The organism is Streptomyces spiralis (genome assembly GCF_014654675.1).
GTDB lineage: Bacteria > Actinomycetota > Actinomycetes > Streptomycetales > Streptomycetaceae > Streptomyces > Streptomyces spiralis.
The window spans coordinates 1-20823 of record NZ_BNBC01000047.1 but is presented as its reverse complement, the minus strand read 5'-3'; the positions used below and the strand labels follow the sequence as shown (position 1 = coordinate 20823).

The window sequence follows — 20823 nt, the reverse complement described above, 5'->3', positions numbered from 1 at the left end:
CCAATATCGGCTGCGGCCCGGCACCCGTCAAGGTCGCCTGCCCTGCCCCTGGAGCCCCTCCAGTTCCCGGTCGAGCCACCCGCCGGCGCGCCGGTACAGATCCGCCAGGCGCTTCCAGGCCGGGTCGGCGAACACGACTGCCCGGGCGTCCTCCACGCTGTGGCGGTCCGGGCCGAGGAGCTCCCGGGTGATGACGATGACGGCGACCACCGGGATGCCGTCCTCGTTCATCCGCTTCTGCACGGTGCGCATGCTCTTGCGCCGGAGCAGTTCCCGGTACTCGCGGGTCCGGGGCTCCAGCCACCGGGCGTGGCGCGCGTACTCACCATCCGCGTCCGCGGCGGGTACGTCCGCCGCGAAGGTCGGTGCCAGGGTGGTCACCAGGCGGTCGACGAAGCCGGCCTCGCTGCCCGGGATGTCGGGGTATTCGGTGCGGAAGTGGTTCCATTCCACGGTCGCTGCGAGGGCCGAGATCTCTCGGAGGCCGACCGGACGGCTCCCCTCGGACGGCTCCCCGTCGAGCATGACCTGCCGCAGCAGTTCGTACCGCAGCGGGGTGTGCTCGGCGAGCAGAACGGCGTCGTAGAGGTCCTTGCCCTGCGGATACGCGTCGGTCAGCAGCCACATGAGCTTCCAGGCCAGCGACAGTTCGGGCGTGACCGCGTGCACGGCGATGTCCGCGCCGCCGGGCTCCATGCGCAGGAGGGTCGGCTCCGGGGCGACGGGCAGGTGCTCGTTGAAGACGAAGTCCATCTGGACCAGTCCGCCCGGCAGGCCGTCGCACGTCCAGGGCAGGACCAGGCGCCGGCCGGGGACCCGGTCGTACGTCCAGATGTCGTCGCTCGCGACTTCCGCGGCGATGAACCGGATGGTGCCGCCCGCGCGTTCGGCGGCCGCCTCGGCCGCCCGGGCCAGGCCGGTGAGCATGGTCTCCGTCCGCGCCTCGTCGATCCGCCAGGACTGCGGCACGACGACGAAGTCCAGGTCTCCCGGCTCCCGCGCGACGTTCCCGAACCACGCCCGCAGCAGGACACTGCCGCGCAGCACCAGCGAGTCGGCCCACGGCGAGTCGGAGAGCGCGGAGAGGACGATGTCGATCGCGGTGCGGCGGGTCGTGCGCCAGGCGCGTTCGGCGTCGGCGTCGGTGAAGTGGGGGTCCGTGGCGCGGTAGGCGTTGGAGTACTGCTTGAGCGCCGGGTCGAAGACCGGGCGCTGCACCACGCCCTCGTCCGGGATCGGGCGCAGCGTGGCCGGCAGGTCGAGGCGGGACCGGGCCTCGTCGTCCAGCGGAGCGCGGGGCACCGTGTCGCTGCGCCAACCCGAACCGTCCCACGAACCGGACATCCGGTGCCCGCCTTTCCTCGGTCGTCCGATCATCGCAAGCCATCGCACCGCTGAGCCAACGAGTTACTCCGTGATCCGGGCCTCCGGTGCCTGCGGTGGGATGAGCGGGCCGAGCGCACGGACGAGTCGGCGCAGCCAGTCCTCCGCCGTGCCCCGCACCCAGGGGTGGCCGGCCCGGAAACCCGCCCAGTCCACGTCCCAGCGGGTCACCGCGGCCCGGGAGAAGTCCTCCCACGCCGATCGGTCGGGCGCCTGGCCGAGGACCGTCCGCAGCAGGCGCGGTGTGAGGCGTACTCCGTCCGCCTCGGCGAGGAGCACCGCGTCGTACAGGTCCTTGCCCTGGGCGCGGCCGCCGTCCCGGCCGTCGGTGTGCAGCCACAGCAGCTTCCAGGCCAGCGACGCCTCACGGCTCGCGGTGCGCACCGGTGTGGGCGCCCCGCCGTCGCCCCGCGGCACCGGCGTCCACACCGGCGGCTCGGGAAGCCGTTCGTCGCGGGCGAAGTCCAGGCGGATCTCGCCCGGTGACAGTCCTGCCGCGTGCCAGGGGATCACCAGCCGGACTCCGGGTGTGTCGTACTCGGTGTACGTCCATGTGCCGTCCACACGTGCCTCGTTCGCGTCGAGGTGGACGCCCGGCGCGGCCTGCGGCCGCCGGGCCACCCGGTCGAGCAGGTCCGCGTAGGGCGGGCCGGTGTCCACGACCTCCTCCTCGTGCAGCCAGCGCAGTCCCTCCGGCGGGAGCACCGGCCGCCGGCCGCCGGTGTCGAACTCCTCGTACGTCCAGATCTCGTAGCGTGCCGCGCCGCCGGCCGCATCGGGCCACTGCTGCACGGTGGCCAGGTCGTCCACGTACGGATACGGATCCAGCGGATCGACCCCCACGGCGTTCCGCGGCGCGATCCAGTCCAGGTCCGCCGGTTCGCGTGCCGCGGTCCCCACCCAGGCCGGCATGACCATGCTGCCGCGCAGCACGAGGCCCCCGCTCCAGGGGGCGTCCGCGATCAGTGCCAGGACGTGATCGAGAGCGGCCCGCCGGGCCGCCGTCCGGCGGTCGGTCGGAGCCGGTGGCCGGGAGGCGTCCTGTGACGTCATGCCACCCTCGGTACGGCCTCGCCGTCGTCGCCCGCGATCCAGCCCGCGTCCACGGCCGGGTTGTCGTCGTGGACGACGAACTCCTCCTCCACCTCCATCACCGTGCAGGCGGCCTCCGACAGGGCCTGGAGCAGCGCGTCGAGGCGGCGGCGCGCCTCGGGGCGGCCGACGGCCCGGCAGCGCTGGGTGACGAAGCGCTCGTGCGCGCCGTCGGACGCCGCCCGGCGCGCGTTGCGGGAGACATGTGCGGCGTGCGGCTCGGCCAGCGCGCGTACCGCGGCGATCTGCTGCTCGGTCGGCAGGAGCAGCTTCACGTGGTGCTCGAAGTAGCAGTGCGCGGGGAGAACGGCCGCCTCGGCCTCGGTCCGGGGGACGCCGGAGTTCCACGGTGCCGCCTCTATCTTCACGCGGGTGACGTGGAATCCGTCGCCGCGCAGCCGTGCCGCCCAGCGGTGTGCCGCCGCCACCTGCCCGGTCAGGGTTCCCGCGCCGCGGCAGGTGAGCATCGGCTGGTCCGGTGTCCGTCCCCGGTCCAGCACGATCCGCGTGTACTTCAGGCCGTGGCGTTCGGCCCAGTCACGGATCGGCTCCTGGCTGTCCCGGCCGGACCGGGGTGCGAGCGTGAGGTGGATCTCGAACTCGCCCTCGAACTGCCTCACCGGATCACTGGGGTGTCGCTGTGCGTTCACGGCGCCGACCGTACCCGCGACCACTGACAATCACATGTACGGGGCACCGCCACAGCAGCACACCGGCGCGAGGTCCCGCGCCTCACCGGACCACGAAGGCGCCCGAGACGAGGCCCCGGCCGTCACCTCGTCAGTCGCCGGACGAGAACGCCGAGTCGAAGGACCGGTCCGACGGCTCGATGGCCACCAGCCCTCGGATGAACTTCAGGGCGTCCGGGGCGCCGACCAGGCGGTCCATACCCGCGTCCTCCCACTCCACCGAGATCGGGCCGTCGTAGCCGATCGAGTTGAGCATCCGGAAGCACGCCTCCCAGGGGACGTCCCCGTGGCCGGTGGAGACGAAGTCCCAGCCGCGGCGCGGGTCCCCCCACGGCAGGTGGGAGCCGAGGCGGCCGTTGCGTCCGTTGAAGCGCTTGACCGATTCCTTGCAGTCCACGTGGTAGATGCGGTCCTTGAAGTCCCACAGGAAGCCGACCGGGTCCAGGTCCTGCCAGACGAAGTGGGACGGGTCGAAGTTGAGCCCGAACGCCTCCCGGTGGCCGATCGCCTCCAGGGTGCGCACCGTCGACCAGTAGTCGTAGGCGATCTCGGAAGGGTGGACCTCGTGGGCGAAGCGCACGCCGACCTCGTCGAAGACGTCGAGGATGGGGTTCCACCGCTCGGCGAAGTCCGCGTAACCGCGCTCGATCATCTCCGGCGGTACGGGCGGGAACATCGCCACCGTGTGCCAGATCGAGGAACCCGTGAAGCCGACGACCGTTTCCACCCCGAAGGCCGCGGCGGCGCGCGCGGTGTCCTTGATCTCCTGGGCGGCGCGCTGCCGGACGCCCTCCGGTTCACCGTCGCCCCAGATGCGGGCGGGGAGGATGCCCTTGTGGCGCTCGTCGATGGGGTGGTCGCAGACGGCCTGGCCCGTCAGATGGCAGGAGAGCGTCCAGCAGCGCAGGTTGTACTTCTCCAGCAGGGCGCGGCGGCGCGGGATGTAGTCGTCGTCGGCCAGGGCCTTGTCGACCTCGAAGTGGTCGCCCCAGCAGGCGATCTCCAACCCGTCGTAGCCCCACTTCGCCGCCAGCCGGCAGACCTCCTCGAACGGCATGTCGGCCCACTGGCCGGTGAACAGGGTGATCGGGCGTGGCATCTCGGTTCCTCCGGTGGTTCGTCGCTCGGTTTCAGTTCGCCAGGTCTGCCAGGCGCAGCAGCAGATCCTTCACTTCGGTGGCGTCGTAGTGGTCGCGTGCCTCGTCGGGCCGGGAGCACAGCAGTACGGGGCCGTCGTCGGGGTGGTCGGGCAGGCGGCCGTGGCTGCCGCGCACCGGGGACGGGTCGAGGGGGACGACGCTCATGCGGTAGCGCATGCCGAGCTTCTTGCGGGCGAGCGCCGCGGCGGCGCGCAGTTTGACCGTGGGGTCCTTGGGGTCCATGAACAGCTCGGCCGGGTCGTAGCCCGGTTTGCGGTGGATCTCGACCAGGCGGGCGAAGTCCGGGGCGCGGTCGTCGTCGAGCCAGTAGTAGTAGGTGAACCAGGAGTCGGGCTCGGCCACGGCGACGAGGTCGCCGGCGCGCGGGTGGTCGATGCCGTACGCCTTCTTGCCGGCCTCGGTGAGCACCTCGGCCACGCCGTCGGTGCCGGCCAGCAGTTCGCGGACGCGTTCGGTGTCGGCCGGGTCGGCGACGTAGACGTGGGCGACCTGGTGGTCGGCGACGGCGAAGGCGGCCGACGTCCACGGGTCGAGGTACTCCATGCCGTCCTGGGTGTGGACGTGCAGCAGCCCGGCCCGGCGCAGGACGCGGTTGACGTCCACCGCCCGCGAGACGTTCGTGATGCCGTACTCGGACAGGGCGACGACGGTGACCGAGCGTGCGGCGGCGGCGTCGAGCAGCGGGGCGAGGACGCGGTCGACGTCGGCCGCGGCAGCGGCGGCGCGGGGGTCGTCGGGTCCGTACCGCTGGAGGTCGTAGTCGAGGTGGGGGACGTAGACGAGGGTGAGGTCGGGGGCCTGGGTGGTGAGGATGTGCCGGGCGGCGTCGGCGATCCACCGGGAGGAGGTGAGGGAGGCGGTCGGACCCCAGTAGGTGAACAGCGGGAACGTGCCGAGTTTGGCGGTGAGTTCGTCGTGCAGCTGCGGCGGGTAGGTGTAGCAGTCGGGTTCCTTGCGGCCGTCGGAGTAGTAGATCGGCCGTGGGGTGACGGTGAGGTCGACGTCGGCGCCCATGGCGTACCACCAGCAGACGTTGGCCACACGGTAGCCGGGGTGGGCGCGCCGCGCCGCCTCCCACAGCTTCTCCCCGCCCACCAGCGCGTTGTGCTGCCGCCACAGGAGCACTTCGCCGAGTTCGCGGAAGTACCAGCCGTTGCCGACGATGCCGTGGCCGGTGGCGGGCTGCCCGGTGAGCAGGGTGGACTGCACGGTGCAGGTGACGGCGGGGAATGCGGTGTCGAGACGCGAGGTGAAGCCCGCCTCGCCCAGGGCGCGCAGCCGGGGCATGTGGGCGAGCAGCCGGGGGGTGAGGCCGACGACGTCCAGAACGAGGAGGGGTGTGGGGCTCACGGGGCGACCTCCTTCAGGCCGAGAGAGATCAGGTGGTCGCGGGTGAAGGCCAGTTCGGCCGCGATGCCGTCGGCGAGGGCGCCGGGGCCCTGCGGCCGGTCGGCCTCGGGGAGCACGCCCCAGGTGTAGGTCTCGGCCTCCACGTGTGCGGTGCGGGCGGTGTCCCCGCCGAGCAGGGCGGCGAGGGTCGCCTCCAGTTCGGGGCGGGTGGTGGTCAGCGGCGGCTCCGGGTCGGCGTGCAACGGCACGTGGAAGTGGACGCGCCACGGATCGCGGCCGGGCAGGCCACCGGCGAGAGCCTCGTCCAGGTCGTCCACGGCCCGGGGCGGGTTGCCCCGCTCCCGGACCTGGTGCAGGAAGCGCGGCTCGGCGAAGCGGGCCAGTGCCTCCCGTGTCGCCGGATCGGACGGGTCGGCGGCCTGGAGGGCGCAGGACGCCTGGGTCTTGACCACCGTCAGCCCGGCCGCCTCCAGGCGGGCGAGTGCGGCGGCCGGCTCCTCGAACCCGACCGCCAGGTGGCAGGCGTCCAGGCAGACGCCGATGCGGTCGGTGTCCACACGGGCGAGGTGCCGGGCGGCCTCGGCGGTGGTCTCGACGACGCAGCCCGGCTCGGGTTCCAGGCCGACCCTGATCGTCCGGCCGGTGTCGGCGGCGAGGTCGGCGAGGCCGTCGGCGAGCGTGTCGAGTGTGCGGGCGGCCTCGTCGGCCTGCCCGGCCGTCCACGGGGTCCGCCAGCCCAGGGGAACGGTGGAGACGCTGCCGTGCGCGGCGTCGTCGGGGAGCAGCGCGGCGAGCACGCGGGCGAGGTCGAGGGTGTAGTGCAGCCGGTCGGGCTCGGTCCAGTCCGGCCGGTAGACGGCGTGCTTGACGACGGGGTCGTGGAAGCCGCGGTAGGGGAAGCCGTTGAGGGTGACGACCTCCAGGCCGCGGGCGGTCAGCTCACGGCGGAGCCCGCCGACCGCCGCGTCGTCCGCGGCGAGGGCCGCCGCGGCGTCGCGGGCCAGCCACAGGCCCAGGCCGAGGACGGGGGCGCCCAGCCGCTCGCGTACCGGCTCGGCGTGCCGGGCCAGTTGGGCCAGCACCCCGTCGAGGTCCTCGGCGGGGTGGACGTTGGTGCAGTACGCGAGGTGGACCACCGTGCCGTCGGGGTGGAGCAGACGCACCGCTACACCTCCGCCCGGACGCCGCGCAGCACGGAGTTGCCCTCGTAGGTGGCGTCGGCGCCGGGCGCGTCCGAGTCCTCGAGCTCCAGCTTGCCGCTCTGGCCGTAGAACGCGACGGGGTTGCGCCACAGGACGGTGTCCACCTCGTCGGCGGTGAAGCCGGCGGCGAGCATGGCGTCCGCGGTCTTCCGGGTCTTCAGGGGGTCGCTCCGGCCCCAGTCCGCGGCCGAGTTGACGAGGATCCGCTCGGTGCCGAACTCGCGCAGCACGGCGACCATGCGGCGCTCGTCCATCTTGGTGTCGGGGTAGATGGAGAACCCCATCCAGCAGCCGGAGCCGACGACCTGTCGTACCGTCACCTCGTTGAGGTGGTCGACGACGACGCGCTCGGGGGCGATTCCCGACTCCTTCACCACGGCCAGGGTGCGGTCCACGCCCGCCGCCTTGTCGCGGTGCGGGGTGTGGACCAGCGCCGGCAGGTCGTGGGTGAGGGCGAGCTGCAGCTGCGCGGCGAACGCCTCGTCCTCCTCGGGCGTCATCGAGTCGTAGCCGATCTCGCCGACGGCGACCACGCCGTCCTTGGGCAGGTAGCGCGGCAGGTGCTGGAGTACCTCCGCGCAGCGCGGGTCGTTGGCCTCCTTGGGGTTCAGGGCGATGGTGCAGTGGTGGCGGATGCCGAACTGGGCGGCGCGGAAGGGCTCCCAGCCGATGAGGGAGTCGAAGTAGTCCAGGAAGCTGCCCACGGAGGTGCGCGGCTGGCCGAGCCAGAACGCGGGCTCCACCAGGGCGTGTACGCCGGCCGCGTGCATCGCCTCGTAGTCGTCGGTGGTGCGCGAGGTCATGTGGATGTGCGGGTCGAAGATGCGCATCACGCCTCCCGGGGGCTGGGACGGTCGGTGGTCGAGGAGGTCGCGGTGGTCGCCGTGGAGACGTCCTGAAGGTCCCGGGGGCCGGGCACGGTCACGTCCGGGAAGAGCGCGAGGAACGGAGCGATGTCGTCGGGCACGGTGCGTCCCGCGGCCCGGCGCTCGTGGGCGAACGCGGCCATCATGCGGGCCATCTCCGCGTCCGCCCGGCCGGGCAGGCCCGGCAGCGCGGACAGCGGGATGCCGGTGAAGACACACTTGAGTACGCCCTGGCGGTAGGTTTCCGCGTCCAGGTGGTCGGTCGCGTAGTCGCCGAGGGCCGCCGCGACCAGCCGGGTGTCGTTGGTGCGCAGGGCGTCGCGTACGAGCGGCAGCGCGCCGTCGCCGACGGGCAGCAGAGGCAAGGCGCGCAGCACGGCGCGCCGCTCGGCCGCGTCACCGGTGCGGTAGAGCTCGCCGATCTCCTCCAGCAGCGCGGCACCGGTCAGGGGCAGGGCGGCCAGCAGCAGGGAGCGGGCCGCGTCGTCCACGGTCCAGCCGTGCGGGTCGGCGGGGTCCAGCGGGCCGCGTCCGCAGCGGCGTCCGACCAGCGGGAACAGACCGCGGACGACTCCCGGTTCGGCGGCGACCGAGGCGCACGCGCCGGCGAGCCACTTCGAGCCCTGCTCGGTCATCCGGTCGGTCAGAGTGGTTCTGAGGTGATCGGGGGTCATGCCATCTCCTCCTCACGACGGACCGCACGACGGATCGCGGGATCGCACGAGCGCAGGAAGTCCAGGGAGCGGCGGGCCACGCCCGGGGCGTCGTGGCTGTGCCGGGGAAGTTCCACGGCGACCAGCCCGCGGTAGCCGACCTCGTCGAGGGCGCTGAGCACGGGCGGGAAGTCGATCTCGCCGCTGCCGAACTCCAGGTGCTCGTGGGTGCCCCGGCGCATGTCGTCGATCTGCACGTTCACCAGCCGGCTGCCTGCCCGGCGCACGCACTCGGGCACCGGGTACGGCTCAAGGCAGCGGCAGTGGCCGATGTCGAGGGTCAGGCCGAACGGTGCCGGGTCGCCGAGCGCAGAGGCCAGCCTGGTGTACTCGTCGATGCTCTCCACGAGCATCCCCGGTTCGGGTTCGAAGCCCAGCGGGACGCCCGCCTTCTCCGCCGCCTCGACGACGTCCGCGCATCCGGCGACCAGCCGGTCCCAGGCCGTGCGCGGGTCGAGCCGGGCGGGCCTGACGCCCGCCCAGAAGGAGACGGCCTGCGCGCCGAGATCGGCGCCGACGGCGACCGCCCGGCGCAGGAAGTCCACCCTGCGTTCCCGTCCTTCGGTCGCCAGCAGGGTGGGCTCGTGCTTGTGCCAGGGGTCGAGCAGGTAGCGGGCCCCTGTCTCGATCACGACGGTGAGCCCGAGACGGTCCAGCTGCCGGGCGAGTCCCGCGGTCCGCGCGGCCAGGCCGGGAGCGAAGGGGTCGAGGTGGTGGTGGTCGAGGGTGAGCGCCACGCCGTCGTAGCCGAGGTCGGCGATGACGGTGAGCGCGTCGCGGAGCCGGTGGTTGGAGAAACCGTTGGTGCCGAACCCGTAGCGCAGGGCGGGCTCGGCGGATGGGACGCGCTCGGTGGACGTGACGGGCTGTCCGGTCGTGACGGGCTCCGTGGTCGTGACGGGCTCGGCGGTGGCGGCGGGCTCGGCGGCCCTGGTGTCGCGGTCGTGTGGTGCGGTCATGTGGGGGACACCCGCCTGGACAGGGCTCGGGCCAGCGGGAAGGCCGCGGCGAGCGGAAGGGCGGAGCGAAGGGCGCCCGCGCCCGCGGTGAGCGCGGCCTGGAGCGGGATCAGGCCGAGGATCCCCGCGCCCACGGCCCTGCGGACCGTCCCGGGTGAAGGGTCGGCGACGGCCTCTGCCTGGGTACGGCCGGCCGTCGCGCCGTACGCGAGAAGGCCGCCGACGACGCCCAGTCGGTGCAGGCGGCCCGTGCCGTTGCGGCGGGCGGGGCGGGCGCCGAGCGCCGTCGCCGCCGCGACGGCTGTGGTGGCCGCGAGTGTCGTCCGGGGCAGCCACGGCTGCGCGCCGGTGACCTCGGCACGGCTGAGCGCGGTGACGGCGAGGATGTGCCCGGCGACGGTCGCGGCCGCCGGGAGGGCGGACCGCGTCCGGCCCGCGCGGGCGCCGAGCAGGACGTCGAGCCCACGGGCGGCGGCCATCACCGCGGGGCCCACCGGGCGGGGCTTGGCCCACAGGTCGTACGCCCAGACGGTCGCCGCGAGGGGCACGGCGACGCCGAGCGCGCGACGGCCGTCTGCGGCCGCGGCCAGGCCGAGGGAGGCCGTGGTCAGGGCCACGGCGGTGCCCAGGGCGACGGGTGCGGCCACGCGGCCGGAGGGGATCGGCCGTTCGGGGCGTTCGACCGCGTCCAGGTCGCGGTCGGCCCAGTCGTTGAGCGCCATCCCGGCCCAGTACAGGCAGACCGAGGAGGCGGCCAGAACGGCCGTGGACAGATCGGGGCGCCGGCCGGCGGCGGCCGCTCCCGCCAGCACGTCCCCCGGCACGGTGAGCGCGGCCGGCGCGCGCACCAGTTCGGTCAGGTCGCGCAGGCGCGGTCGCAACGACGGCGTCCCGGCAGCATCGGACCCGGCAGTCCCGGAGGCCCCGGCAGACCCGGCGGGTCCGACGGCTCCTGCGGATTCTGCGGGCCCGGTGGCTGCGGGCCCCGGGTGCGGACCTCCGGCCTGGTCGACGCCCGGCCCCGTGTCCCCGGCCCCCCTCCGGGCGGGGCCCGGGTCGGGCCGGAGCGTGGGTGGGCGGGTCACAGCCCGGCCCCGAGCCGGGTGGCGAAGGCCCGCAGCGTCTCGTACTGGCTCATCACGGCGTGGTCGCCGCCTCCGGCGGGGTCCTTGAAGACGGGGTCCTTGAAGAAGAAGGCCAGTTCACCGAGGGGGCCGGAGATGCCCCGCTCATGGGCGCGGGCCGTCAGCCGGGCGAGGTCGAGCACCAGGGGCGCGGCCAGTGCCGAGTCACAACCGGCCCACGTGAACTGGAGGTTCATCCGTACGCCGAGGAACCCCTCGAAGGTCACGTGGTCCCAGGCGGTCTTCCAGTCGCCGAGGGAGGGCACGTAATCGATGTGGACCTCGCCCTCGACGGGGTGTCCCAGCGTCTCGGTGAGCACCCGCTGCTTGGAGGCGGTCTTGCTGGCCATCGCGGCCGGGTCGGCGAGGGTCTCGCCGTCGCCGCCGCCGAGCAGGTTGGTGCCGGACCAGGCCCGTACCCGCAGGCCGCGGGCGGCGAACATCGGCCCGAGGGTCGCCTTGAGCAGGGTCTCCCCGGTCTTGCCGTCGTTCCCGGCGAACGGCAGGCCGGCCTCCTCGGCCATCTCCCGCAGCGCCGGGATCCGCATGCCGGCGGACGGCGTGAAGTCGACGTGCGGGCACCCGGCGGTGATCGCGGCCAGGGCGTACAGCGAGCTGGACGGCAGCACGTCCTCACCGGCGTCGAGCGCGGCGCGCAGGGCCCGTGCCGAGCTGTGCGCCGGGTGTGCCGTCACGACCGGTTCGGTCGAGGAGACGTTGACGACGACCACGCGTGCGAGGCCGTGCCGCTCGCGGAAGGCGGTGATGTCGGCGCGGATCGCCTCGACGGCGTCCGACTGGCTCATGGCCGGGCCCGGAAGGGGGGCCGGGCGTATCTCGGCGTCGGCCGAGGCCAGGTCGTCGTGCACGGCCGTGGGCAGCCCGTGGGGCAGCACCCCGGCCTCGACCAGCTGCTCGGCCCGTTTGGGCAGTGGTGTGCAGGCGATGTCGTGGCCCCCGAAGACCAGGTCGGACATGGCAGGCAGGCCGGCGTCGGGGAATCCCGGCTGCTCGGTGACGCATCCGGCCGGACCGGACAGCCCCGCCCGCAGTGCGGCCGCGCCGGCGACGACCGTGGTGGCCACCGATCCGCGCGCCCCAGCCAACCAGACACCCGTGCGACTGCGCTCATCTGGCATCTCGTCACCTCCGTAGGCCCGGGCGCCCTCGCGCCCGGCGCCCTCGTTCCTCGCTGTCGATGTCGCTGTCACCGGTCACCCGCGGGTGGCCGTGCCGGTCAGTCGGTGCTGTCCGGATCGCAGTTGAACTTCGCCGCGCCGGCCGTCATCTGGATGCCGCCGAGAATGTGCGACAGGAACAGCGGATCGGCGTAGCTCTCCTTGGTGTGGCCCATGCCGGTGTAGAAGGACCGTCCGCCGTCGTACGGGTGGCACCAGGCGATGGGGTGGTCCTCGCCCATCGACCCGCCGGAGTAGCCGACCGGGTTGTACGTCCGCTCGTCCAGCGTCGCCAGGACACGCACGTCGGCGCGGGGGTCGGAGCGGTAGTTGTACCACTCGTCGGTGCGGGTCCAGCGGTTGGGCAGGCCCTTGGTGGCGGCCGTGCCCTGGCCCACGACGTTCACGGTCGCCTGCTGGATGGACGGGTGGTCCCAGAAGTACGCGCCGACCAGACCGCCGTACCAGGCCCAGCTGTAGCCGGAGTCGGCGGCGGCGTGGATGCCGACGTAGCCACCGCCGTGCTCGATGTAGCGCTGGAAGGCGTCCTTCTCGGACTGCTGGTCCAGCGGGTCGCCGGTGGTGGAGACGAAGACCACCGTCTGGTACTTCGCCAGGTTGGCGTCGTTGAACTGGGTGGCGTCCTCGGTGGTGTCGACCGCGAAGCCGTGTTCCTGGCCGAGCTTCTGGACCGCGGCGACACCGTCCGGGATGGAGTCGTGCCGGTAGCCGGTGGTCTTGGAGAACACCAGTACCTTGAAGGCCGGTTCCGCCGCGTGTGCGGTGGTGGCGCCGGCGGCCGCCAGCGGCAGGGCCACAGCGGCCGCGGACAACAGCGCAACGATACCTCTACGGGACATCATCAACCTTTCGGGACCTGTTGTGCGGGGACGGGAGGTGCTGGGTCAGCTGAAGGCGCCGGGCAGGTACTGGTCGACGTTCTCCTTGGTCACGGTGGCGGAGAACAGGGTCAGCGAGGACGGCAGGTCCTGCCCGACGAGGTCGTTCATGCCCTTGTGCTGGGCGATGAGCCGGGCGAGCTTGATCGCGGAGGCGGACATGTTCGACGGGTAGACGACCGTGGCCTTGAGCACCGAGTTGTCGGCCTTGATCTCCGTCATGGCGTGCTTGGAGCCGGCGCCGCCGACCATGAAGAACTCGTCCCGGCCCGCCTGCTTGATGGCCGCCTCGACGCCGATGCCCTGGTCGTCGTCGTGGTTCCACACCGCGTCCAGGTGCGAGCGTGCCTGCAGCACGTTGCTCATCACCTGCTGACCGGAGTCCGCGGTGAAGTCGGCGGCCTGCCGGATGCCCACGCGGAAGCCGTACTTGGCCAGGCCCTGCTTGAATCCGGCGCTGCGCTGCTTGGTGAGTTCGAGGTTGTCGATCCCGGCGATCTCGCCGATCACGGGCGAGGAGACGCCCTTGGCCTTCAGAGCCTTGCCGATGTAGAGGCCGGCGTTGAGGCCCATGCCGAAGTTGTCGCCGCCGACCCACGTCCGGTAGGCGAGCGGTGAGTCGAAGACGCGGTCGAGGTTGATCACGGGGATGCCGGCGTCCATCGCCTGCTGGGCGACCGAGGTCAGCGCCTTGCCGTCGAACGGCAGGATGACCAGGACGTCCACCTTCTTGCCGATCAGCGTCTGGACCTGGCTGATCTGCGCGTTGACGTCGTTGGTGCCCTCGACGGCCTCGAAGTGCACATCGGAGTACTGCTTGGCCTGCGCCATGGCGTTCTTGGTGATGGCCGCCATCCAGCCGTGGTCGGCGGCCGGGGCCGAGAACCCGATCGTCACCTGCTTGCCCGGCTTGTCGTTGTCGGTGCCGGCCTTGCTCGCACCCTTGACGTCGTCGGTGGAGGCGTCGCTCTTGTTGCTGGTGCAGCCGGCGACCAGGGCTCCGCCGCCGAGCACCGCGCCGCTGAGGAGCAGCCTTCTGCGGTCCATTCCGCCGAGTCCGCGCTTGTCCATCTCGCTTGTCCTTCCCGTCACGGGTGTCCTGCCTGGGTTGTGCCTGCCGTGGTCGATGCGGACGTGCCGCGCGGCTGGGCGGGGCGGCGCGGTCGGCGGCAGCGGGGACTGGGCCGCCGTCCGCGCCGCTGCTACGGGGTCGCGGTTCGGCGTCCGCGGCGCTGGATCAGCACGGCGGCGACGATGATCAGGCCCTTGGCGATCTGCTGGATGTCGGTGGTGAGGTTGTTCAGCACGAAGATGTTGGTGATCGTGGTGAACACCAGGACGCCCAGGATCGAGCCGATGAGCGAGCCCCGGCCGCCGGTCAGCAGCGTCCCGCCGATGATCACCGCGGCGATCGAGTCCAGTTCGTAGAGGTTGCCGAGGTTGCTGGCGCCGGAGGTGGTCCGCGCTGTCAGCATGACCGCGGCGATGCCGCAGCACAGGCCGGACAGGACGTACAGCACCAGGGTGTGGCGGCGCACGTCGAGGCCGGCGAGGCGCGCGGCCTCCTGGTTGCCGCCGATGGCGAACGTCCGGCGGCCGAAGGTGGTGCGGTTGAGCAGCACCCAGCCGAGGACCACGGCCACCGCCAGGATGTAGACCAGCAGCGGTATGCCGAGCCACTTGGTGGAGGCGATGGAGTTGAACGACTCGACCGTGACCACCTGCGACTGCCGGTCGGAGATCCGCTCGGCCAGTCCGCGGGCGCTCGCCATCATGGCGATCGTGACGATGAACGCGACGATGTTGCCGTAGGAGATGATCAGGCCGTTGATCAGGCCGACGACCGCGCCCACGGCGAGCGCGCAGAAGACCATGCCGCCGAGCCCGTAGGACTGGGTGGCCACGGTGGTGCACCACACGGAGGCGAGCGCCACGATCGCGCCGACGGACAGGTCGATGCCGCCGCCGATGATGACGAAGGTCTGGCCGATCGTGATGACCCCGATGACGGCCGCGCTGCTGAGGATCACCAGGGCGTTCTGCCTGGTCGCGAAGTTGCCCGAGGTCAGTGCGCCGATGACGCACAGCAGCACGAGGACGACGAACAGGCCGAGGTTGCGCACCCTGCCCATGTGTCCGAGGAAGGACGGTCCGCTGCCCTTGCCCGGGGACGAGCCGGTCTGCCGGGCGGATCCGGACGGTGATCCCTGGCCGGTGGCGGGCAGCGGACCGCTCCCGCCGGGGGGACTGGTCTGCTGGCTCACGCGGAGCTCCCTTCCATGACGAGGTCGAGCACTTTCGATTCGTCGAGGTCCAGGGCGGCGGCCTCGCGGACCACCCGCCCTTCGCGCAGGACGAGGACGCGGTCGGCGAGGCCGAGGACCTCGGGCACCTCGCTGGAGACGAGGAGCACGCCGACTCCCGAGTCGGCGAGCCGCCGGATGAGCGTGTAGAGCTCGGCCCGCGCTCCGACGTCGACGCCACGGGTGGGTTCGTCCAGCAGCAGCAGCCGGCAGTCCTTGAGCAGCCAGCGGGCGACGACGGCCTTCTGCTGGTTGCCGCCGGACAGGGTGCGCACCGGCCGGGTCGGGTCGGGGGGCCGCAGGTCGAGGCTGCGGACCGCTTCCGTCGTGGCGGCCAGCTCGGAGCGGGAGTCGAGGAACCCGGCGCGGGCGAAGCGCCGCAGCGAGGACATGGACACGTTGTGGGCGATGGAGGAGTGCAGGAACAGCGCCTGGCTCTTGCGTTCCTCCGGGGCGAGCCCGATGCCGGCCCGGACGGCGGCGGTGATGCTGCCGGGCCGCAGCACGCTGCCGGCCACGCTGATGTGCCCCGAGGCCGGGCGCCGGGCCCCGTAGACCGTTTCGAGGATCTCCGAGCGGCCGGAGCCGACCAGGCCGGCCAGCCCGACGATCTCGCCGGCCCCGACGGTGAAGGACACGTCGTGGAACTCCCCCGGGCGGCTGATGCCCTCGACCTCCAGGAGGGCGGGGCGCTCCTTGCGGTCCGGGCTCTGCGGCCGCGGCGGGAAGACGTACTCGACGGTGCGGCCGGTCATCAGCGAGACCAGCTCGGAGGTGGGGGTGGTGCGCGCGGGCAGCCCCCGGGCGACCGTGCGACCGTCCTTGAGGACGGTGACGCGGTCCCCGATCCGGCGGATCTCCTCCATGCGGTGCGAGATGTAGACGACGGCCACGCCGGCGGCGGTGAGGTCGCCGATGATGCGGAAGAGGTTGTCGACCTCGTCGTGGGCGAGGACGGCGGACGGCTCGTCCATGATGATGAGCCTCGTGTCGTGCGAGAGGGCGCGGGCCATGGACACGAGCTGCTTGCCGGCCGAGGACAGCTCGCCCACCTCGCGCGTGACGGGTATCTCCGGGTGCCCGAGCCTGCGCATCAGCTGCCGGGCGGCCTCGTGCATCCGTGAACGCTGGGTGAAGCCCAGCCGGGACTGCTCGTGCCCCAGGTAGATGTTCTCCGCGACCGTCAGGCCGTCGGCCAGGTCGAGTTCCTGGTAGATGGTGGCGATCCCGTGGCGCATGGCGGCCGTCGGGGTGGGGAGGGTCACCGGCTCGCCCTCCCAGGTGATGTGTCCCGCGTCGGGCTGGTGGGCGCCGGCGAGGACCTTGATGAGCGTCGACTTGCCGGCGCCGTTCTGGCCCAGCAGGCAGTGCACTTCGCCGGCGGCCACGTCGAGGTCGACGCCGTCGAGGGCCCGGACACCGGGGAACTCCTTGACGACGCCTTGCATCTCGAGCAGCGGGGCACTCATGGGTCTCCCTGTGATGCGGTCTCCGTCGGCCCGCCAGGGGCGGGTGACGGTTCGTCGACTTGTCGATGGGCCGGGCCGGTGGTGGTGTCGGCGGCCCGGCCGGTCGTGGATTCTCGGCGGTTTCTCGATACAAGCCGTTCCTGGCTCGCATGGCGAGCTGAGAGGAAGGTAGTTCTCACGGCGTTGTTTGAAAAGGGTTCGGGAACCGTAAGAATCGTTCGTGGCCAGAAGCGGCAACAGGTGTAACACTTTTGGGCAATCGGCTTCGCGGCACGGCGGAATGTCTGGACGTTCCGTACCGTTCGCCGGCACGGCGGGAACCCCGGGCGTCCTGCCCGTTGCCCCGCCGACCTGGAGGGTTCAGGGTTTGATGCGAGCGTGCGTCCCACGCGCGGCGGTAGATGGAACTCCGCACGCCATGGGCGCGCAAACCTCGCATCGAGGCAGGCGGATATTTCCGGAGCGCGCGGTCGGAATACGCTCCGGATTTCTCCGGCGCCCACCCCTCACTGGCAGTAGGCAACGCCCGTCGCATCCGGTTCCGACCGGCCGGCGAATGGAAGTTGTTCGACCGATCGGATTTTCATCGGGAGTTACCTTCCAAACCTCCTTTTCGTGAGCAGAGTGTGGACGTCCGCCGCGACGGCGCTCAGGGCGCGACAGCCACGGGGTCGTCGGTGCCGGACGACCGCGCGTCGGTCCCGGACGAAGGCGCGTCGGTGCCGGACGCCGGCGGAGGATCCCCTTGCGCCGCCGACTCGTGCACGACGGGCGTCCATGCGCTGCCGTTCGCCGCGCTGTGCTCCACCGCGGCCAGCACCCGCTGCACCCGAAGCCCGTCGGCGAAGGACGGTTCGGGGTCCCGGCCCTCGTCGATGGCCCACAGCAGGTCGCGCACCTGGTGGACGAAGGTGTGGTCGTAGCCGAGTCCGTGACCCGGCGGCCACCATCCCTCGAGATAGGGGTGGTCGGGTTCGGTGACGAGGATCCGCCTGAAGCCCGCCGTCTCCGACGCCTCCGTATGGTCGTGGAAGTCCAGTTCGTTGAGGCGCTCCAGATCGAAGGCGATGCTGCCGCGATCGCCGTTGATCTCGATGCGCAGGGCGTTCTTGCGTCCGGCGGCGACCCGCGTGGCCTCGAAGGACGCGATGGCGCCGCCGGGGAACCGGCCGGTGAACAGTGCGGCGTCGTCCACCGTGACCGGCCCGCGTGGGGCCGTCCCGTCGGCGACGGCCGCGAGTCCCGAGGACGCCGCGGGCAGCGGACGTTCGCGGACGAAGGTCTCGGTGAGCGCCGAGACTCCCGTCAGCGGCTCGCCGACGAGGTACTGGGCCAGGTCGACGATGTGGGCTCCGAGGTCGCCCAGCGCACCGGAGCCGGCGTGCTCGCGCTGAAGCCGCCACACCAGGGGGAACTCCGGATCAACGATCCAGTCCTGGAGATACTGTGCCCGTACGTGCCGCAGACTGCCGAGACGGCCGTCGGCGATGAGGCGGCGGGCGAGTGCCAGCGCCGGTGTGCGCCGGTAGCTGAAGCCCACCATGGAGCGCACGCCGCGACGCGACGCCTCGGCCGCGGCGGCGGCCATCGCCTCCGCCTCCTCGACGGTGTTGGCGAGCGGCTTCTCGCACAGCACGTGCTTTCCGGCCTCCAGCGCCGCGATCGCGATCTCGGCATGACTGGATCCCGGGGTGCAGATGTCCACCAGCTGGACGTCGGGGCGGGCGATCAGGGCCCGCCAGTCGGTGTCGGTGGCGGCCCAGAGCTGACGCCGGGCAGCCTCTTCCAGTGCCGCTCGCTCGCGTCCGGCAAGGGCGGCCATGACGGGGCGTCTGGGCAGATCGAAGGCACAGGCGACGGTGCGCCAGGCATGCGAGTGGGCGCGGCCCATGAAGGCGTATCCGACCATGCCCACCCCGATCGTGGGCGAGTCGTGCTGACTGTCCATAGGCGCTCCTGAAGGATGCGTGTGGCGCGGGCAACGGACGCCGGAATCACGTCCGTTCGTGGGAACGAACGTGGGCGTCACGCCCGTCCGCGGGGAACGGATTCCGGCCGCGCGGGGCTCGTCAGGCCGGTGAGAAGATGTGGTCGCTGATCAGCCGGGTGGCGCCGACGACGCCGGCGACCTGGCCGAGTTCGCCGAGGACGATCGGCAGGTTGCCGGTCGCCAACGGCAGGGACTGCCGGTAGACCTGGGTGCGGATGCTGGCCAGGAGGGTGTGACCCAGCCCGGTGAGCCCTCCCCCGATGACCACGAGGCCGGGGTTGAAGAAGCTGACCAGGCCGGCGATGACCTGACCGGTGCGGCTGCCGCCCCGGCGGATCAGTTCGAGGGCCGCGGCGTCACCGGCGCCGGCGGCCGCCGAGACGTCCTCGGCGGTCAGCCGTCCGGTCGCCTCGAGCCGTCCGGCCAGTTCCGCCGAGCGGCCGCCCTCGGCCAGCGCGATGGCGTCGCGCACCAGGGCGTTGCCGCCGAAGTGCGCCTCCAGGCAACCGATGTTGCCGCAGGCGCACGGCGGCCCGTCGGGGTCCACCTGGATGTGGCCGATGTCGCCGGCGCTGCCGGTGAAACCGCGGTGGACCTCGCCGCCGACGACGATGCCGCAGCCGATGCCGGTCCCCACCTTGACCCACAGGAAGTCGCGCACGGACCGGGCGACACCGGCCTGCTGCTCCCCGAGGGCCATCAGGTTCACGTCGTTGTCGACGAGGACGGGGCAGCCGAGTTCCTGGCTCAGCGCCTCGCGGACGGGGAAGCCGTCCCAGCCCGGCATGATCGGTGGTGCGACGGGGACGCCCTCGGGGAACCGGACCGGTCCCGGGACGCCGATCCCGGCGCCGTCGAAGTGCTCCGCCACGCCGGCCTCGCGCAGCTTGGCGGCCAGGGCGAGCACCCGCTCGAACACGGCGACCGGCCCCTCCCGCACGTCCAGTGGCTCGGAAAGGTGGCCGAGCACCTCCAGCTCCGCGTTGGTGACCGCGGCGTCCACGGACGTGGCACCGATGTCCACGCCGAGGAATCGCAGCGACGGAGCGATCCGGACGTTGTGCGAGCGGCGGCCGCCACGGGAGGCGGCGAGACCGTCCTGGACGACGAGGCCCGTCTCCAGCAGCCGGTCGATCTCGACCGCGAGCTTCGAGCGCGACAGCTCGACCCGGTCACCCAGGGCGACCCGGGACTGCGGACCGAGGTCGCGCAACAGGCGCAGCAGCGTGGCCTGGTGGACATTGGCCGGTCGAGCCGTCATACGCCTCACGCCGCCCCTCCCGTCGTCGCCGAAGCCGTACGCGCACCCGGCACTTCGGGGCGCGACTTTCAAAAGGACCGTAGCACCGTGGTGCCGAACACAAAAGAACTTGTGCAGCAGTCCGATGAACTTTCATCTCGCAATGGACAAAGCCGGGTTGAAGTCCCCGCCGTGACGGGTGTGCGCCGGGTCCGCGTCCGCGGCATGGATCCGCCGGACCGGTCCTGACGGGCCCCGACAGCGGGCAGGCCCGATGGAGTGGAGCCGGCCGGCTCCACTCCATCGGGCCCTGACACGAGGCGGAGGCCCTCATCCGTCCTCCGCCGTCAGCTCACCGCTCGATACGGGTGGTGTGCGGCTTGCCGACGTCGCTGCGGCCGGCGGCCTTCTTGATGGCGCCGGCCTCCCGCTGGTCGACGACGCCCTCGCGCCGCAGGTCCGCGACGAGTTCCTCGACGGCCGAGACGAACGCGCCGTGGCTCGCCCAGGCCGCGTGGTCCTCGATCAGCTCGTTGATCGTGCAGCCGTTCGTCGTGACGCGGTTCGGGATGCCCGTGTTGACCGTACCGACGAACACCGTCGAACGGTCGTCCGTCTCAGGGCAGTCGGTGGGCGGCTTGCTGTCGACCACGGTCAGTGTCAGCGACTTGGCCGCGGACGTGTTGCCCGCCTTGTCGCTGGCCCGGTACAGGAAGGTATGGCTGCCCGCGCGGTTCACCGCCACCGGCCCGGAGTACTGCAAATAGGGGCCGCCGTCCAGGGAGTACTCGGTCGCTGCCACGCCCGACCCCGAGTCCGTGGCGGTCACCGTCACGGTCGCGCTGCCCACGTAGTTCCCGGCGGCGTCCTTCGTCCCCGAGACGGAGGCGGACACCTCCGGCGGAGTGGTGTCCTGCGGCGGAGCGGCCACCACCGAGAACGACACCGACTGCTCGACGGAGGTGTTGCCTGCCTTGTCGGTGGCCCGGTACGCCAAGGTGTGCTGACCCACAGCACTCACCTGAACCGGCGCGCCGTAATCCTTGTAGGCCCCGCCGTCCAGCGCGTACTCGATCTTGGCGACACCCGACTCCGCATCCGAAGCCGTCACCGTCACCGTCGCACTGGAGACGTAGTTCCCCGAGGCGTCCTTGGTACCCGACACCGTCGCCGACGTCTCCGGCGCCGTCGTGTCCTGCGGCGGAG

At 72.2% G+C, this 20823-nt stretch carries 18 protein-coding genes; all 18 read right to left on the bottom strand.

Annotated features, from left to right (window positions below; translation table 11 throughout):
* Window positions 1-27: 27 nt before the first annotated feature.
* Window positions 28-1344 carry a nucleotidyl transferase AbiEii/AbiGii toxin family protein gene (locus IE318_RS34915; protein ID WP_189906813.1) on the bottom strand — a complete coding sequence of 439 codons (1317 nt, stop codon included), beginning with the start codon at window positions 1342-1344 and terminating at the stop codon, window positions 28-30.
* Window positions 1345-1407: 63 nt separating this feature from the next.
* Window positions 1408-2436 carry a nucleotidyl transferase AbiEii/AbiGii toxin family protein gene (locus IE318_RS34910; protein ID WP_189906811.1) on the bottom strand — a complete coding sequence of 343 codons (1029 nt, stop codon included), beginning with the start codon at window positions 2434-2436 and terminating at the stop codon, window positions 1408-1410.
* A complete protein-coding gene (locus IE318_RS34905; protein WP_229903948.1) occupies window positions 2433-3125 on the bottom strand; it encodes a hypothetical protein in 693 nt (230 codons plus the stop codon). The genes IE318_RS34910 and IE318_RS34905 overlap by 4 nt, the downstream gene beginning before the upstream one ends.
* A 130-nt stretch (window positions 3126-3255) precedes the next feature.
* Window positions 3256-4263, bottom strand: coding sequence for a sugar phosphate isomerase/epimerase family protein (locus IE318_RS34900; RefSeq protein ID WP_030174957.1), 1008 nt, complete (start codon window positions 4261-4263; stop codon window positions 3256-3258).
* 31 nt (window positions 4264-4294) lie between these two features.
* On the bottom strand, window positions 4295-5674 hold the full coding sequence (locus tag IE318_RS34895; RefSeq protein WP_189906809.1) for an alkaline phosphatase family protein: 1380 nt from the start codon (window positions 5672-5674) through the stop codon (window positions 4295-4297).
* Entirely contained in the window at window positions 5671-6837 is a 1167-nt protein-coding gene (gene eboE, locus IE318_RS34890; RefSeq protein ID WP_189906807.1) for a metabolite traffic protein EboE, read from the bottom strand. The genes IE318_RS34895 and eboE overlap by 4 nt, the downstream gene beginning before the upstream one ends.
* A 2-nt stretch (window positions 6838-6839) precedes the next feature.
* Window positions 6840-7706: a TatD family hydrolase gene (locus IE318_RS34885; protein ID WP_189906805.1), complete on the bottom strand. Its 867-nt coding sequence runs from the start codon at window positions 7704-7706 to the stop codon at window positions 6840-6842.
* The gene (locus IE318_RS34880) at window positions 7706-8416 is read right to left on the bottom strand and encodes an EboA domain-containing protein (protein WP_229903947.1); all 711 of its coding nucleotides are present in this window, start codon (window positions 8414-8416) and stop codon (window positions 7706-7708) included. The genes IE318_RS34885 and IE318_RS34880 overlap by 1 nt, the downstream gene beginning before the upstream one ends.
* Entirely contained in the window at window positions 8413-9414 is a 1002-nt protein-coding gene (locus IE318_RS34875) for a sugar phosphate isomerase/epimerase family protein (protein ID WP_189906803.1), read from the bottom strand. Before IE318_RS34875 ends, IE318_RS34880 begins: the two co-directional genes overlap by 4 nt.
* Window positions 9411-10295 carry an SCO3242 family prenyltransferase gene (locus IE318_RS34870; RefSeq protein WP_189906801.1) on the bottom strand — a complete coding sequence of 295 codons (885 nt, stop codon included), beginning with the start codon at window positions 10293-10295 and terminating at the stop codon, window positions 9411-9413. The genes IE318_RS34875 and IE318_RS34870 overlap by 4 nt, the downstream gene beginning before the upstream one ends.
* Window positions 10296-10495: 200 nt before the next feature.
* On the bottom strand, window positions 10496-11677 hold the full coding sequence (locus IE318_RS34865; RefSeq protein WP_189906799.1) for an inositol-3-phosphate synthase: 1182 nt from the start codon (window positions 11675-11677) through the stop codon (window positions 10496-10498).
* 98 nt (window positions 11678-11775) lie between these two features.
* Window positions 11776-12549 carry a ThuA domain-containing protein gene (locus tag IE318_RS34860; protein ID WP_229903946.1) on the bottom strand — a complete coding sequence of 258 codons (774 nt, stop codon included), beginning with the start codon at window positions 12547-12549 and terminating at the stop codon, window positions 11776-11778.
* A gap of 72 nt (window positions 12550-12621) precedes the next feature.
* Window positions 12622-13686 carry a substrate-binding domain-containing protein gene (locus tag IE318_RS34855; protein ID WP_189906795.1) on the bottom strand — a complete coding sequence of 355 codons (1065 nt, stop codon included), beginning with the start codon at window positions 13684-13686 and terminating at the stop codon, window positions 12622-12624.
* A 131-nt stretch (window positions 13687-13817) separates the two neighbouring features.
* Entirely contained in the window at window positions 13818-14879 is a 1062-nt protein-coding gene (locus tag IE318_RS34850; protein ID WP_229903945.1) for an ABC transporter permease, read from the bottom strand.
* The gene (locus IE318_RS34845) at window positions 14876-16387 is read right to left on the bottom strand and encodes a sugar ABC transporter ATP-binding protein (protein WP_030174992.1); all 1512 of its coding nucleotides are present in this window, start codon (window positions 16385-16387) and stop codon (window positions 14876-14878) included. Before IE318_RS34845 ends, IE318_RS34850 begins: the two co-directional genes overlap by 4 nt.
* A gap of 649 nt (window positions 16388-17036) precedes the next feature.
* Window positions 17037-18335: a Gfo/Idh/MocA family protein gene (locus IE318_RS34840; protein WP_189906793.1), complete on the bottom strand. Its 1299-nt coding sequence runs from the start codon at window positions 18333-18335 to the stop codon at window positions 17037-17039.
* A gap of 121 nt (window positions 18336-18456) precedes the next feature.
* A complete protein-coding gene (locus IE318_RS34835; RefSeq protein ID WP_030174999.1) occupies window positions 18457-19638 on the bottom strand; it encodes an ROK family transcriptional regulator in 1182 nt (393 codons plus the stop codon).
* 331 nt (window positions 19639-19969) lie between these two features.
* Window positions 19970-20823 (bottom strand): OmpL47-type beta-barrel domain-containing protein (locus IE318_RS34830; RefSeq protein WP_373311368.1); only part of this gene is annotated, 854 nt, incomplete at its 5' end.